This window comes from Pseudoduganella sp. HUAS MS19 (genome assembly GCF_053615455.1).
On sequence record NZ_CM132133.1, the window covers coordinates 647,725 to 661,534 of the forward strand.

15 protein-coding genes are annotated in these 13,810 nt (G+C 67.7%); 11 read left to right on the top strand and 4 right to left on the bottom strand.

Translation table 11 applies throughout. The annotated features are described in order from the left end of the window. Window positions 1-3 precede the first annotated feature (3 nt). The 9 genes from ACWBU6_RS03000 to ACWBU6_RS03040 are packed head-to-tail and all read left to right on the top strand — an operon-like array spanning window position 4 to window position 9,039. Window positions 4-1,371 carry a type II and III secretion system protein family protein gene (locus ACWBU6_RS03000; protein ID WP_452647396.1) on the top strand — a complete coding sequence of 456 codons (1,368 nt, stop codon included), beginning with the start codon at window positions 4-6 and terminating at the stop codon, window positions 1,369-1,371. Next, window positions 1,368-2,771, top strand: a complete 1,404-nt coding sequence (locus ACWBU6_RS03005) for a pilus assembly protein TadG-related protein (RefSeq protein WP_452647397.1) — start codon at window positions 1,368-1,370, stop codon at window positions 2,769-2,771. Before ACWBU6_RS03000 ends, ACWBU6_RS03005 begins: the two co-directional genes overlap by 4 nt. Next, the gene (locus tag ACWBU6_RS03010; protein WP_452647398.1) at window positions 2,768-3,205 is read left to right on the top strand and encodes a TadE/TadG family type IV pilus assembly protein; all 438 of its coding nucleotides are present in this window, start codon (window positions 2,768-2,770) and stop codon (window positions 3,203-3,205) included. The genes ACWBU6_RS03005 and ACWBU6_RS03010 overlap by 4 nt, the downstream gene beginning before the upstream one ends. Continuing rightward, window positions 3,195-3,755 carry a TadE/TadG family type IV pilus assembly protein gene (locus tag ACWBU6_RS03015; protein ID WP_452647399.1) on the top strand — a complete coding sequence of 187 codons (561 nt, stop codon included), beginning with the start codon at window positions 3,195-3,197 and terminating at the stop codon, window positions 3,753-3,755. The genes ACWBU6_RS03010 and ACWBU6_RS03015 overlap by 11 nt, the downstream gene beginning before the upstream one ends. 22 nt (window positions 3,756-3,777) lie before the next feature. Next, window positions 3,778-4,959, top strand: coding sequence for an AAA family ATPase (locus ACWBU6_RS03020; RefSeq protein WP_452647400.1), 1,182 nt, complete (start codon window positions 3,778-3,780; stop codon window positions 4,957-4,959). Between the two features lies 1 nt (window position 4,960). Beyond that, window positions 4,961-6,304: a CpaF family protein gene (locus tag ACWBU6_RS03025; RefSeq protein ID WP_452647401.1), complete on the top strand. Its 1,344-nt coding sequence runs from the start codon at window positions 4,961-4,963 to the stop codon at window positions 6,302-6,304. Between the two features lie 9 nt (window positions 6,305-6,313). Beyond that, a complete protein-coding gene (locus ACWBU6_RS03030) occupies window positions 6,314-7,291 on the top strand; it encodes a type II secretion system F family protein (RefSeq protein ID WP_452647402.1) in 978 nt (325 codons plus the stop codon). Continuing rightward, window positions 7,288-8,220, top strand: coding sequence for a type II secretion system F family protein (locus ACWBU6_RS03035; RefSeq protein ID WP_452647403.1), 933 nt, complete (start codon window positions 7,288-7,290; stop codon window positions 8,218-8,220). Before ACWBU6_RS03030 ends, ACWBU6_RS03035 begins: the two co-directional genes overlap by 4 nt. Before the next feature lie 9 nt (window positions 8,221-8,229). Further along, a complete protein-coding gene (locus tag ACWBU6_RS03040; RefSeq protein ID WP_452647404.1) occupies window positions 8,230-9,039 on the top strand; it encodes a LytR C-terminal domain-containing protein in 810 nt (269 codons plus the stop codon). 33 nt (window positions 9,040-9,072) lie between these two features. On the opposite strand, the gene ACWBU6_RS03045 is transcribed toward ACWBU6_RS03040, so the two are convergent. Next, the gene (locus ACWBU6_RS03045; RefSeq protein WP_452647405.1) at window positions 9,073-9,834 is read right to left on the bottom strand and encodes a GIN domain-containing protein; all 762 of its coding nucleotides are present in this window, start codon (window positions 9,832-9,834) and stop codon (window positions 9,073-9,075) included. Window positions 9,835-9,867: 33 nt separating this feature from the next. Then, window positions 9,868-10,065, bottom strand: a complete 198-nt coding sequence (locus tag ACWBU6_RS03050; RefSeq protein ID WP_452647406.1) for a hypothetical protein — start codon at window positions 10,063-10,065, stop codon at window positions 9,868-9,870. A 202-nt stretch (window positions 10,066-10,267) separates the two neighbouring features. Between ACWBU6_RS03050 and ACWBU6_RS03055 the strand changes: the two genes are divergently transcribed. Further along, window positions 10,268-11,293, top strand: a complete 1,026-nt coding sequence (locus ACWBU6_RS03055; RefSeq protein WP_452647407.1) for a sensor histidine kinase — start codon at window positions 10,268-10,270, stop codon at window positions 11,291-11,293. Further along, window positions 11,290-12,048: a LytR/AlgR family response regulator transcription factor gene (locus ACWBU6_RS03060; RefSeq protein ID WP_452647408.1), complete on the top strand. Its 759-nt coding sequence runs from the start codon at window positions 11,290-11,292 to the stop codon at window positions 12,046-12,048. The genes ACWBU6_RS03055 and ACWBU6_RS03060 overlap by 4 nt, the downstream gene beginning before the upstream one ends. Here the strand turns inward: ACWBU6_RS03060 and ACWBU6_RS03065 are convergent. Together ACWBU6_RS03065 and ACWBU6_RS03070 are read right to left on the bottom strand one after the other, a co-directional pair. Next, on the bottom strand, window positions 12,045-13,121 hold the full coding sequence (locus ACWBU6_RS03065) for a tartrate dehydrogenase (protein WP_452647409.1): 1,077 nt from the start codon (window positions 13,119-13,121) through the stop codon (window positions 12,045-12,047). The two genes, ACWBU6_RS03060 and ACWBU6_RS03065, sit on opposite strands and share 4 nt — an antisense overlap. After that, window positions 13,118-13,810, bottom strand: coding sequence for a DUF2461 domain-containing protein (locus tag ACWBU6_RS03070; RefSeq protein ID WP_452647410.1), 693 nt, complete (start codon window positions 13,808-13,810; stop codon window positions 13,118-13,120). The genes ACWBU6_RS03065 and ACWBU6_RS03070 overlap by 4 nt, the downstream gene beginning before the upstream one ends.

The window sequence follows — 13,810 nt, forward strand, 5'->3', positions numbered from 1 at the left end:
GCCATGCGATCGACCCTTATCCGTCTGCCGGCCGCGCTGGCCCTGTTGCTCCTTCCTGCCGCGCCGGCGCATAGCGACCAGCTGCGCTGCGCCGGTTCCCCTGCCGTTCCCGGCAAACTGGCGCTGGAACTCGGCAAGTCCACCCTGATGCGCCTGGCCGACCCGGTGAGCGGCCGCAGTATTGGCAATCCGCACGTGCTGCAGGCAACCCTGGTGGCGCCCGATACGCTGTACCTGGTGGGCGCGGAGATCGGCAGCACCAACCTGATCGTGCAGGGCAGGTCGGGCGCCTGCAGCGTAGTGGAGGTGGCGGTCGGGCTGGACGTCGCGCCGCTGCGTGCCAGCCTGGCGGAGCTGCTGCCGCTGGAACGCGCCATCAAGGTCAGCGCCGCGGCCGATGCCATCGTCCTGAGCGGCAGCGTGAGCGACGGCGCCACGCTGGCGCAAGTGCTGGACCTGGCGCAAGCCTTCGTACGCCAGGCCCCGCAGCCGCTGGCGCGCCGGGAAGGCGCTCCGGCGCCAGCCTCACCAGCGGGGCCGCGGCTGGTGAACCTGCTGTCGGTCAGCGCGCCGCAGCAGGTGAAGCTGGAAGTGAAAGTGGCGGAAGTGTCCAAGACCCTGCTCGACAAGCTGGAAGCGGGCCTGTCGCTGCGCCACGCCAGCGGCAGCTGGACCGCCATGGTGCTGGCCGATTTCCTGAGCGGCACGCTGGGCAGCGGCCTGGCGCTGACGAAGTCGAACGGCAGCAGCGTGCGGCTCGATGCGGAACGGCAGGATGGCCAGGTGCGCATCCTGGCCGAGCCGACGGTGATGGCCCTGAGCGGGCAGGAAGGCAACTTCCTCGCCGGCGGCAAGGTCATGGTGCCGGTGGCGCAGGAAAACAACCGCATCACGCTGGAGGAGAAGGAGTTCGGCGTCGGCCTGAAATTCACCCCCACCGTGCTGGCGGGCGGCCGCATCAACCTGAAAGTGGCGCCGGAAGTATCGGAGCTGTCGCGCGACGGCATCGGGGTCAGCAACGGCAGCTTCAGCGGGCGCGCCATCTTCCCGCTGATTACCACGCGCCGCGCCAGCACCACGGTACAGCTGCAGGACGGCCAGAGCTTTGCGATCGGCGGCCTGATCCGCCACACGCAGGTCAACAACATCAAGGGCGTTCCCTTGCTCAGCGAGATACCGGTGCTGGGCGCGCTGTTTCGCAGCAGCGATTTCCAGAACGACCGCAGCGAACTGCTGTTCGTGATCACGGCCCGCCTGGTCAAGCCGGAAGGCGAGGGCGCCGGCCTCGATGGCGCGGCGGCGGCGGCGGCCCAGGCGCAATACCGCAAGTCCTTCAGCGCGCCGGCAGCGGACGGCGGAGAGCGCAAATGAACCGCCAGCGCGAGCGCGGCTCGGTGCTGATGCTGACCGCCCTGGTGCTGCCGCTGGCGCTCGGCGTGTGCGGGCTGGCGCTGGAGCTGTCGATGGCCTTCCAGCGCCAGGGCCAGCTGCAGCAGGTGGCCGATTCGGCGGCGCTGAGCGCCGCGCACAAGCTCGATGGCACGGCAAGCGGGGTCGCCAGCGCGGTCTCGGCCGCACGCACCGCGGTGCAGGGCCGCCGTGTGCGCAGCGTCGGCCTGGTCGACTTGAATGCCGCCGTGCTGTCGTTTGCCGCCGATGCGGCCGGCCCCTGGCTGGACGCCGCTGCAGCGCAGGGAGCTCCCGGCGGACTGCGTTATGCGCGCGCCGACATGGCCGGGCAAGGCGAAGCGTTCACGGTGTTGCCGGTGGCTTTTGGCCGCCTGCTGGGCGGCAGCGACGCCACCACGGTGGGCGCGCGCGCCGTGGCCGGTCCGAACGGTGTGCGCGTGCTGCCCCTGGCCGTGTGTGCGCCGAGCAGCGTGCCCGTCGCCACGCGCTTCAACGGCGCCGGCCTGGACGAGCGCATCGAGTACGGCCTGCGCTTTGGCGTCACCTACAATCTGCTGGCGCTGAATCCGGCGGCGGGCGCCGCCAGCGGCGAATTCTTCCTGGTCGACCCGGCCAGCCCGCCGGGCGGCGTCGCGGCAGCGGCCAGCACCAGCGACAGCCAGGTGGCGCCGTTCATGTGCGTCGGCAAGCTGGCATACCCCTCGCTGGCCGGCGCGCTGCACCTGCGCCGCAACGGCAGCTTCGGCCTGTGGCAGCAGCTCAATTCGCGCTTTGGCAACTACAGCGGCAGCGATGCCTGCGACCCCTACACGGCGCCGCCGGACAGCAACGTGCGCGAGTACCGCGCCGCCCTGGCAAGCTGGATGAGCAGCAATCCGCCGCAGGCCTCGGCCGCCTCCAGCACCCCGGCCGCCGGCCGGCCCCTGATGACGGTTGCCGACGGCGCCTATCCCCTGCCGCCCGTGCCGCCGGCGCAGTACGGCACGCTGTGGGCATACGGCCCCGCCAGGCGCAGCAACAACAGTGTCTTCCTGTTCAACCATTGGAACAGCCTGTACCCGGCAGCGCCGGTCTTCAGCGCCACCGGCACCAGCTGGCCCGCCTCGGGGCCCTACAGCAATAACGGCTTCAAGACGCCGCCCGCCGGCTACCTGGGCCGCAAGGACCGGCGCCTGCTGTATGTACCCCTGCTGGCCTGCCCGCTGCCGGCCGGCGTCCATGTCGATGGCACGGTGCTGGCAGTGGCGCGCTTCTTCCTGGCGGCGCAGGCCTCGGCCGCCGAAGTGCCGGGCGAGTTCGCCGGCATCCTCAGCGAGAGAGAGCTGGCGGCGCTGGCGACCGACGTGGAGCTGCTGCGATGAAGCGCCTGCGCTGCCGCGGCGTTGCCGCCATCGAGGCCGCCCTGGTCATGGCCGTACTGGCGCCATTGCTGGTCCTGGCCCTGAATATCGGACGGCTGGCCATCAATGGCGCCGCCGTGGACCGCGCCGCCAGCAATGCCGCGCGCTTCCTGTCCACCGTGCCGCTCGAGATCCTGCGCGATGCCAGCCGGCGCGGCGTGGTGCTCGATAGCGCGCGTTCCCTGGTCGACCAGACGCTGGCCGCTGCCGCGGTCGACGTGCAGACGCTGAACGTGGAGTTCCTGTGCGATCCTGGCAATTGCAGCACGCTGCCGGCGAACTACACGCCGACCAAGATCGGCGTGCTGGTGAGCGTGGACAACCAGGCCATCGTGGATCTTGGCACCGAGCCGGTGCTGCTGTCGGTGTATGCGGAGGTCGGCCGTGACGACTAAGCCAGCCCGCCAGTGCGGCAACGCCACCATCGAATTCGGGATGGTCTGCCTGGTGTTCATGCCCTTGCTGTTCGCCATGTTCGAATACGGCCGCTTGCTCTTCCTGTGGAACACGCTGCCAGAAGTGACCCAGCGCGCGGCGCGTGCCGCGGCGATCACGGACTTCAGCGACCCGGCGGCCATGCAGGCGCTGCGCCAAGCGGCGCTGTTTGGCGGCGATGATGGCGCGCTGCCGCTGGCGCCCAACGTCAGCAGCGCCAATATCCGCATCGACTACCTGTGGCAAAGCGCCGCCGGCGAGCTGGCTCCGTTGCCCCTGCTGCCGGCCTGCCCGCTGGCCAACCGCATCAACTGCGCGCGCGATTCGCACGGCCCGGGCTGCATCAGCTTCGTGCGCGTGCGTTTGTGCGGCAGCGGCGCCGACTGCCCGGCGCTGGCATACACGGCACTGCTGCCGATGGTGCCGGTGCCGGAAACGATGCCGCCGGCCAGCGCGCTGGTCGCCGCCGAATCGCTTGGCTACACGCCGGGCCAGGCGCCTTGCCCCTGAACCTGCAAGCAAAGGAGGTCCCATGAAAGCGCTGTTGATCAGCAATGACGAGCGGCTGCAGGCGGAGCTGGCGGCCCAGGGCTCGGCGCGCCTGCCGGCGCTGGTGCTGACGGCCACCCGGCGCAACCTGCGCGATGCGGTCGAGCGCCTGCTGCCGCAGCCGCCGGAGCTGGTGCTGTTCGATGCCAGCGAGGTGGAGCCGGCGCAGGCCGAACAGCTGGAACCGCTGGCGCGGCACTATCCCGACGCCTCGTTCATCCTGCTCACGCGCGCGCCGCAGCACGAGCTGCTGATCCGCGCCATGCGCGTCGGCATGCGCGAAGTGCTGCAGCTGCCGCTGGTGCATCGCGCCCTGCACGAGGCGCTGGACCGGATCGAGATCGAGCGCGGCGTGACAGCGGTACGCGAGGGCAAGGCGCTGGCCTTCATCTCCTGCAAGGGCGGCAGCGGCGCCACCTTCCTGGCCACCAATTTCGGCTATGCGCTGGCGGCGCTGGCCGGGCGCAAGGTGCTGCTGCTCGACCTGCACGGCCAGTTCGGCGATGCCACGCTGTACGTGTCGGACCAGAAGCCGGCCATGACCCTGTCCGACATCTGCAGCCAGATCGGCCGGCTCGACCCGGCCTTCCTGGAATCGTGCCTGGTGCATGTGGCGCCCGGCTACGGCGTGCTGGCGGCAGCCGACGACCCGGCGCTGGCGACGCAGATGAAGCCGGACCACATCGATGCCATCCTGCGCGTGGCGCGCCAGCATTACGACTACGTGCTGCTGGATGTGGGGCGCCAGATCGATGCGCTGTCGCTGCGCGCACTGGACCAGGCCGACGCCATCTATCCGGTGCTGCAGCTGGCGCTGCCCGATATCCGCGACGGGCGCCGCCTGCTCGACATCTTCCGCTCGCTGGGCTACCCGCAGGAGCGCACGCGCCTGATCGTCAACCGCTACGAGAAAGGCGGCAAGCTGCGCCTGGCCGACCTGGAACAGGCCCTGGGCGCCGACGTGCTGCACACAGTGCCCAACGATTACCTGTCGGCCACCGATTCGGTCAACCAGGGCATCCCGCTGCTGCAGCTGGCGCGCAGCAGCCCGGTGGCGCGCAGCCTGGCGGAGCTGGTGGAGGCAGTGACCGAGCGCCGCCTGCCCGAGAGCAAGGGCTTGTTCGACCGGCTGTTCGGCCGCGCCGAAACTTCGATGGGAGATTGACATGAGCTTGCGAGAACGCCTGGCGCTGGGCGACGAAGGGCAGCAGGCGCCGAGCGCCCCGGCCATGGCCGACGGCGCCTACCAGGAGCTGAAGAAGTCGATGCACCAGATGATCCTGGAGCGCATCGACCTGGAGCGCCTGAAGCGCCTGACGCCCGAACAGTTCAAGCACGAACTGGCGCTGCTGGTGGCGCGCATCGTCGACGACGAGCGCATCGTGCTGAACCAGGGGGAGCGCCACAAGCTGGTGCTGGACATCCAGAACGAGATGCTGGGCTTCGGCCCGCTGGAGCCGCTGCTGGCCGATCCCGGCGTGTCGGACATCCTGGTCAATACCCACGCCCAGGTCTACGTCGAGCGCACCGGCCGGCTGGAGCTGACCGGCATCAGCTTCCACGACAATACGCACCTGATGAAGATCATCGAGAAGATCGTCTCGCGCGTGGGCCGGCGCGTCGATGAGTCGAGCCCGATGGTCGACGCGCGCCTGCCGGACGGGTCGCGCGTCAATGCCATCATTCCGCCGCTGGCCGTGGATGGGCCGATCCTGTCGATCCGCCGCTTCTCGGCGCAGCCGCTGTCGATAGAAAAGCTGCTGGAGTTCAAGAGCCTGACGCCGCCGATGGCGGAAGTGCTGAAGGCGCTGGGCCAGGCGCGCCTGAACGTACTCATTTCCGGCGGCACCGGCAGCGGCAAGACCACGCTGCTCAATGTGCTGTCCGGTTTCATCCCGGCCAGCGAGCGCATCGTCACCATCGAGGACGCGGCGGAGTTGCAGCTGCGCCAGCCGCACATCGTGCGCCTGGAAACGCGCTTGCCCAATGTGGAGGGCAAGGGCGAAGTGACGCAGCGCGCGCTGGTGCGCAATGCGCTGCGCATGCGGCCCGACCGCATCATCCTAGGCGAAGTGCGCGGCGCCGAAGCGATCGACATGCTACAGGCCATGAACACCGGCCACGAGGGCTCGTTTGCCACCATCCACGCCAACTCGCCGCGCGATGCGCTGTCGCGCCTGGAGAGCATGGTCGGCATGGCCGGCGCCAACCTGACACCGCGCACCGCACGCCAGCAGATCTGCTCCGCCATCACGGTGGTGATGCAGCTGTCGCGCCTGACCGACGGCACGCGCAAGCTGGTCAGCCTGCAGGAAGTTACCGGCATGGAGGGCGACACCGTTGCCATGCACGAGATCTTCCACTTCGAGCAGACCGGGGTGGACGCGCAAGGCAAGGTACAGGGGCATTACTACGCTACCGGTGTGCGGCCGCGTTTTGCCGAACGCCTGCGCATGTTCGGGGCGCCGGTGCCGGACAGCGTCTTCGATCCCGGCAAGGTATACGAGTAAGGAGGAGCTATGGACTTGGCCTGGACCGCATTTTCGGTGCTGCTGTTCGCCGCCGTGATCTGCCTGTGCGAAGCTGTGTGGCTGTGGTGGAGCAGCAGCCATGGCAACAGCGCGCAGCGCATCGCGCGCCGCCTGCGCCTGATGTCGGGACGCACCGACAGCGCAGGCGACAGCATCAGCATACTCAAGGAGCGCCGCTACGCCAGGGCGCCGGCGCTGGACGCGCTGTTGCGGCGCATGCCGTACATCGGTGCGCTGGACCGGCTGTTGCTGCAATCGGGCTTGCGCTGGCAGGTGGCGCGCTTCCTGCAAGTGCAGGGAGGCGCCGCGCTGGCGGGTGTGCTGGCGCCGGCCGCCCTGCATCTGCCGCCGCTGCCGTCGGTGCTGGTGTGCGTGCTGTCGCTGGCGGCGCCGGCCCTGGTGCTGCTGCGGGCGCGCGCGGCCCGCGTGCGCCGCATCGAGGCGCAATTGCCCGAAATGGCCGACTTCCTGGCGCGCGGCCTGCGCGCCGGCCACTCCTTTGCCAATGTGATGCAGATGGCGGGCGACGAGGTGGCCGATCCGCTGGGCAGCGAATTCCGCGCGACATACGAGGAGGTCAACTTCGGCGTCACCATGCAGGACGCGCTGCACAACCTGGCGGCGCGCGTGCCGCTGACGGATTTGCGCTACCTGGTGATCGCCGTGCTGATCCAGCGCGAATCGGGCGGCAACCTGGCCGAACTGCTGGACAACGTGTCGCGCATGACGCGTGCCCGCCTGCAGCTGCTGGCGCAGGTGCGGGTGATGTCGGCGGAGGGGCGCATGTCGGCCTGGGTGCTGACCCTGATGCCGCTCGGGCTGATGGCTGCGATGCAGGTGACCAACCCGAAATACAGCGCAGTCCTGTGGCAGGACCCCAACGGACAGCGCATGCTGTGGTATGGCGGCTGCGCCATCGTGGTCGGCATGTTGTGGATGCGCCAGGTGATCAAGGTACGCGTATGAACGCCGACCTTCACAGTATCCTGTTCCTGGTGCTGGTGTTTGCGCTGGTTGCCGGCCTGGCGCTGTGGGCCATGCTGGCGCTATCGGGCGGGCCGCTGCGCGAGCGCCTGAAGTCCTTCAGCGGCGCCGCCGAGGCAACGCCTGCTCCCGGACAAGGCGAGTGGATCGAAAAGGTGGCCCGGGTGGCGGAGCCATTCAGCCGTCTTTCCCTGCCTGAGGAGGGCTGGGAGCAGTCGGCCTTGCGCACGCGCTTCATGAATGCCGGCTGGCGCCATCCTGCCGCGCCAAAGCTGTACTTTGCGGCCAAGACCTTGCTGGCCCTGGCCCTGCCCGCGCTGGTGGCAACGCTGGCAGGGCGCAACGGCAAGCTGCTGCTGCTATTGTTTGCCAGCGCCGCCTTCGGCTACTACCTGCCGAACGGGGTGCTGGCGCGCCGCGCCGGATTGCGCCAGCGCGATATCTTCGAAAGCCTGCCCGATGCGCTGGACTTGCTGACCATTTGCGTCGAGGCCGGCCTGAGCATGGAGCGCGCCCTGGCCAAGGTCGCGGGGGAAATCCACATCAAGAGCCTGGCGCTGGCGCAGGAACTGCAGCTCGTGCTGATGGAGATGCGCTCCGGTTTTTCCAAGGAGCGGGCGCTGCGCAACCTGGCCCTGCGCAGCGGCGTGGAAGACGTGGACGCGCTGGTGGCGATGCTGGTGCAAGCGGAGCGCTTCGGCACCAGCATGGGCGACTCCTTGCGCGTGCATGCGGACAACCTGCGGCGCAAGCGGGCGGTGGTGGCGCAGGAGACGGCGGCCAAGGTGGCGCTGAAACTGCTCTTCCCGCTGATTTTCTGCATTTTCCCGGCCCTGATGATCGTCTTGCTGGGTCCGGCCTCGATCCAGATGAAAACCGTATTCCACCCTGTTGCGCAAAGCGCGCGTTAGGAGTTTGTCATGCGTAAGACGATCATCGCAGCCTGCATGGGAACGGCGGCGGCGTGCAGCATGCCTGTGCAGCCGCCGGCTCCCGCCACGCTGCAGGCGTCCGCCGCCGCCATGCCGCCGGCTCCCGCTGCGCTGGCCAGGGAGGGGCGCTACGAGGAAGCTATCGCGCTGCTGGAGGAACGCGCGCGGCGCGCCCCGGGCGCGGCCCTGCTCGGCGACCTTGCTTACGCATACTACCTCGGCGGACACCTGGAGCAGGCGCGGGCCGCACTGGAGCGCGCCTGTCTGCTGGCGCCCTCCAGCGCCGTTGCATGGGAGCGCCTGGCGGCGCTGCTGGAAACCATCGGCGACAGCGGCCGCGCGCTGGAAGCCATGCGCCATGCGCGCCTGCTGCGCGAGGCGGCGCCGGACTCCGAGGCCCAGGCCACATCCGGCGCCACGGCCGGGACCGGCTTTTGGCCGGCCGGCATGGCGCGGGTCGAGGTGCGGCAGCTCAGCGCCGGCCTGGTCGAAGTCGCACGGGTGGAGCGTGGCGCACGGGCCCCACATGGGGCGGAGGCGGCGCCGCCTGCCAGTGCGGCGCCGCTACCGATCGAGGTCAGCAACGGCAATGGCGTGCGCGGCATGGCTGCTGCAGTGGCGCAGCGCCTGCGCGCGGAAGGCCTGCAAGTGGTGCGCCTGACCAACACGATTCCCTTCAACGTGGCAGTGACGCGGGTCGAAATACGCGGCAGCGGCGCACCGCAACTGCGCATCGTTCTGGGCAAGGACGCGGGAATAAAAAAGCCGCCCGGGTTTAGCGGGCGGCAAGCACCGTGAAACAACTCACGAGTTGGTAGGGAGACGTTGGCTTCAGTTCCAGGACACGCTGCCAAGGCCGCGTGCGGTGGACTGGCGGTTGGCAGGCTTGCCGTACACCGTGGCCGAACCCATGCCGGAGAGGCGCAGGTTGGCGGAAGTTTTTGCATTGAAGGTGGCGCTGCCAAGGCCGGTCATGTCGGCATCCACGCTTTCGCTTTGCAGCTGTTTGGCATCGAGGCTGCCGATGCCGCCCAGCTTGGCGTTCAGTTGCTTGCTCTGGCCGGAGATCGCAATCTGGCCGGCGCCTTTCAGGTTCAGGTCCACCACCTCAGCCTGGGTATCGCTGACGGTCATGCTGCCCACGCCGCTCAGGCGTGCATCGACTTTCCTGAAGCGCGATGCCATGTTGACGGCGCCGGCGCCTTCCAGGGAGAGCCGGACTTCATCGCCGTCGAATCCCTTTACTTCGGCCGAACCCACGCCGGCGGAGACCAGTTCGCGCAATTGCGGCAGCGTCAGTTCCGCTTTCAGGTTGCGCGGACCGATGTGGATGCCGCGCATATTCTCGGTGCCGATGCGGATGGTGTCGCCGTTCTGGGTCACCGTGATCTTTTGCAGGTAGCGCTTGTCGCCGGACAGCACCAGTGCCGGTGCGCCTTGCTTCAGCTTCAGGTCTACCACGCCATCGAGCACTACTTTCACAGGCCGGCCGTCAACAGTGCGCGCTTCGGTGATGATGTCGTCCGCGCAGGCGGCGCCGCCTGCGGCGAACAGTACTGCGGTCATCATCGTGGCGGTGAAGAATTTTTTCATGACGGGCTCCGTGAAGGTTCGATCTCGTTCGAATTACAGTGCGGCTTTTTCAGCGGCGGTCAGGCGCTTGGCGGTGACGGTCACCACTGGCATGGCCGGCACTGCCGCCTTGGCGACTACGGCTGCCGGTGCGCTGTGTTTCAGCGGCGTGGAGGCGGTGGCGAAGCCGGTGGCGCCGATGACGGCGACTGCTGCGAGGAAGATGTATTCCATGTTTTTGGCGATGTTCATTTTGCTCTCCATTCGGTTGGGTTAAGTTCATTTCGCGTTTTGTTGATTGAACTATAGATATATGCGGTGTCCAGCACTACCGGCGTGCGACGAAATGCAGAAATGGCGACCTGAAATGCAGGAAAGCCGGTGTGACGAAGCCGGGCGCCTGCGTGACGGGGCCTGTCGGCCCCGGTGGAAAGGGCCGGTATACTGTCCAGCCATGAGAACCTTGCATTTCCTGCGTACCCTTGGCACCAGTTTGCTGGCATGGAGCGTCATCTGCGTTATCGGCGCCGCGTCCTCCTATGGCGCGCTGCTGCAGCGGGGCGCCAACCCCTCCTATTGGGAGCTGATCGGCGAATGGAGCGCCGCCCACGCGCTGATGGTTGTGTTCAGCGCCGTGCTGTACTTGGCACTGGAACGCTGGCCGCAGTCCCTGGCCAGCCCGCGCGCAATAGTACGCGCTTACCTGATGGTGCTGCTCCTGTTCCTGCCGCTGGAGTGCCTGTTCGTTTCGCTGCAGCAGGAGAGAAGCTTGTTCGCCATTTTCCTCGAGCTGACCTGGACCACCTTCACTTTCGTCACGGTGGCCGGCATCCGCATCTGGCAAATCCAGCGGGCGCGCGAGACCGACAACCTGACCTTGCGCCTGGAGCTGGAGCAGCAACGCCTGGCTGCGCTGCGCGGGCAGCTGGAGCCGCACTTCCTGTTCAACGCGCTGAACGCGGTCAGCGCGCTGGTACGCATGGATGACAAGGGCGCCACCCTGAGCGCGATCAGCCGCCTGAGCGGCCTGCTGCGCTACGCCCAGGCGGCCGGCTCGCGCGACTGGGTCACGCTGGCGGAAGAATTGCAATTCGTGCGCGATTACTTGTCGCTGCAGTCGATGCGCTACGGCGACCGCCTGCGCGTGTCGATCGAAGGCGACAGCGGCGCAGTGCTGGCGGCCGATTGCCCACCCCTGCTGCTGCAGCCGCTGGTGGAGAACGCGCTGCGCCACGATCTTGATTGCCACGACGGCGACAGCGACATCTTGCTGCGCTTCTCGGAACAGGGCAGCCTGCTGCGTATCCACGTCAGCAATCCGGTGCGCGAGGTATCGCCCAATCCCGGCATGGGAATGGGCTTGCGCAATATCGAGGCCCGCCTGCGCATTGCCTGTGGCAGGGGCGCCGTTCTGCGCACCGAGCGTGCAGGCGGACGCTTTGTCGCTGAAATCGACATGCCGATGTATTTCGCCTCATGAAGATCCGTGCCCTGATCGTTGACGACGAAGAGCCTGGCCGTATCAACCTGCGCTACGGCCTTGCACCCCACCCGGACTGGCAACTGGTCGGTGAATGTGCCAGCGCCGCGGCGGCGCGCGCAATCCTGGCCGGGCAGGAAGTGGATGTCGTCTTTCTCGATATCCAGATGCCGCAGGAGACCGGCCTGGCACTGGCACGCGAGCTGGCCCGGCGCGAAGAGCCGCCGCTGGTGATTTTCGCCACGGCGTACAACGAGCACGCGATTGAGGCGTTTGAAGTGCACGCACTGGACTACCTGCTCAAACCCTTCGACGACCAGCGCCTGGCGCAGGCGCTGGAGCGTGCTGCCGCCATGCTGCAGCAACGCCAGCGCGCGGCCTATGCCCAGGCCATGCGCGCCTTCGCGGAGCCGGCAGGGCCGCCTTACTTGCAGCAGCTGAACGTGCGCTCGGTCGGCCGCATCGAATGCGTGCAGGTGGACGAGGTGCTGTGGATCGAGGCGGCCGGCAATTACGTCGAGCTGCGCCTGGCGCAGCGGCGCGTGCTGCACCGGGTGCCGCTGGCGCGCCTGGAGCAGCACCTGGACCCGGCCGGCTTCCTGCGCGTGCACCGGCGCGCACTGGTGCGGGTTTCCGAGGTGGCCTCGCTGCAGCGCGACGCCGAGGGCGCCAGCCAGCTGGTCCTGCGCTGCGGCGACCGCGTGCCGGTCAGCGAGCGCCACCTGCCGGCGGTGAAGGCCCTGCTGGGCGCTTAAACCAGGGCCGCGATGGCCTTGCCCATGTCGGTGGTGGAGGCGTTGCCGCCCATGTCCGGCGTGCGTGGGCCCTGTACCAGCACCGTCTCGATCGCGCGCATGATGGTGTCGTGCGCCTGCGTGTAGCGGGCGTCGCCATTGCCGAGGAAGTCCAGCATCATGGCGCCGGACCAGATCATGGCGACCGGGTTGGCGATGTTCTTGCCGTAGATGTCCGGCGCCGAGCCGTGTACCGGCTCGAACAGGGACGGCAGGGTGCGTTCCGGATTCAGGTTGGCCGACGGGGCGATGCCGATGGTGCCGGCGCAGGCCGGGCCAAGGTCGCTCAGGATGTCGCCGAACAGGTTGGACGCCACCACCACGTCGAAGCGCTCAGGGCTCAGCACGAAGCGCGCCGCCAGGATGTCGACGTGGTACTGGTCCCAGCGCACTTCCGGGAAATTGGCCGCCATGGCTTTCACGCGCTCATCCCAGTACGGCATGCTGATGGCAATGCCGTTCGACTTGGTAGCGGAAGTCAGGTGCTTCTTCGGGCGCGATTGCGCCAGGTCGAAGGCGAACTGCAGGATGCGGTCGACGCCCTTGCGGGTGAACACGGCTTCCTGCAGCACGACCTCGCGCTCGGTATGCTCGAACAGGCGGCCGCCGACGGAGGAATACTCGCCCTCGGTGTTTTCGCGCACCACATAGAAATCGATATCGCCGGGTTGCTTCCCCGCCAGTGGGCAAGGCACGCCCGGCATCAGGCGCACGGGGCGCAGGTTCACATACTGGTCGAACTCGCGGCGGAACCTGATCAGCGAGCCCCACAGGGAAATATGGTCGGGCACAGCATCCGGCCAGCCGACGGCGCCGAAGTAGATCGCATCGAAGCCTTTCAACTGGTCGAACCAGTCGGCCGGCATCATCTGGCCGTGCTGCATGTAGTAGTCGCAGTTGGCCCATTCGAAGGTGGTGAATTCGAGCGGCAAGCCAAAGCGCGCCGCCGCGGCCTGCAGGGTGCGCAGGCCTTCCGGCATCACTTCCTTGCCGATGCCGTCGCCGGCGATGACTGCGATGCGATGCTGGCTCACGCTGCCTCCTGTTCCTCGACCGGGGCTGAGCGCATCCACTGCACCAGCGGCCAGGCGTCCTTGAAGGCGCCGGCGATCATGCCCAGCAGCTCGTCCGGCTTGTTCAGCGGCAGCTTCACTTCCTGGTAGACGAAGAAGCTTTTCAGCTTGATGAATTCAATGTGCTCATGCGCGGGATCGAAGCCTTTCGGCGGGCGCTGCAGCTTGTGTTCTTCGGTGATCGAGCCGTAGCGCGCTTTCAGCGCCTTGTTGTTCAGGGCCTTCTTGAAGCCCGCAGCGTCGTTGACCATGTGGTTGCGCAAGGCCTTCAGGCGGTGCGGCGGCGGGATGTATTCCCCGGCGCCGATGCCCAGCACGCCATCAGGACTGATCTGGAAATACCAGGTCGGGCCGCCGGCCATGCTGGGGCGGCGCATATCGTTGGGCGCAATGGCAGCCGAGAAGTGGGTCTTGTAGGGGCTCTTGTCGTGGGCAAAGCGCACGTCGCGGTTAATGCGGAACATGGCCTTCTTCGGGTTGCAGAACTTGACCTGGGCATCGAACTTGCCCAGCTCCGCGATTACCTGCGTCACCAGATCCAGGAATTCTTCGCGCAGGATGTCGTAGCGCGGCTTGTTCATCACAAACCAGGGGCGGTTGTTATTGTCGGACAGTTCCGTCAGGTAGCGGGTCAGGTCGCGCAGGTGCAT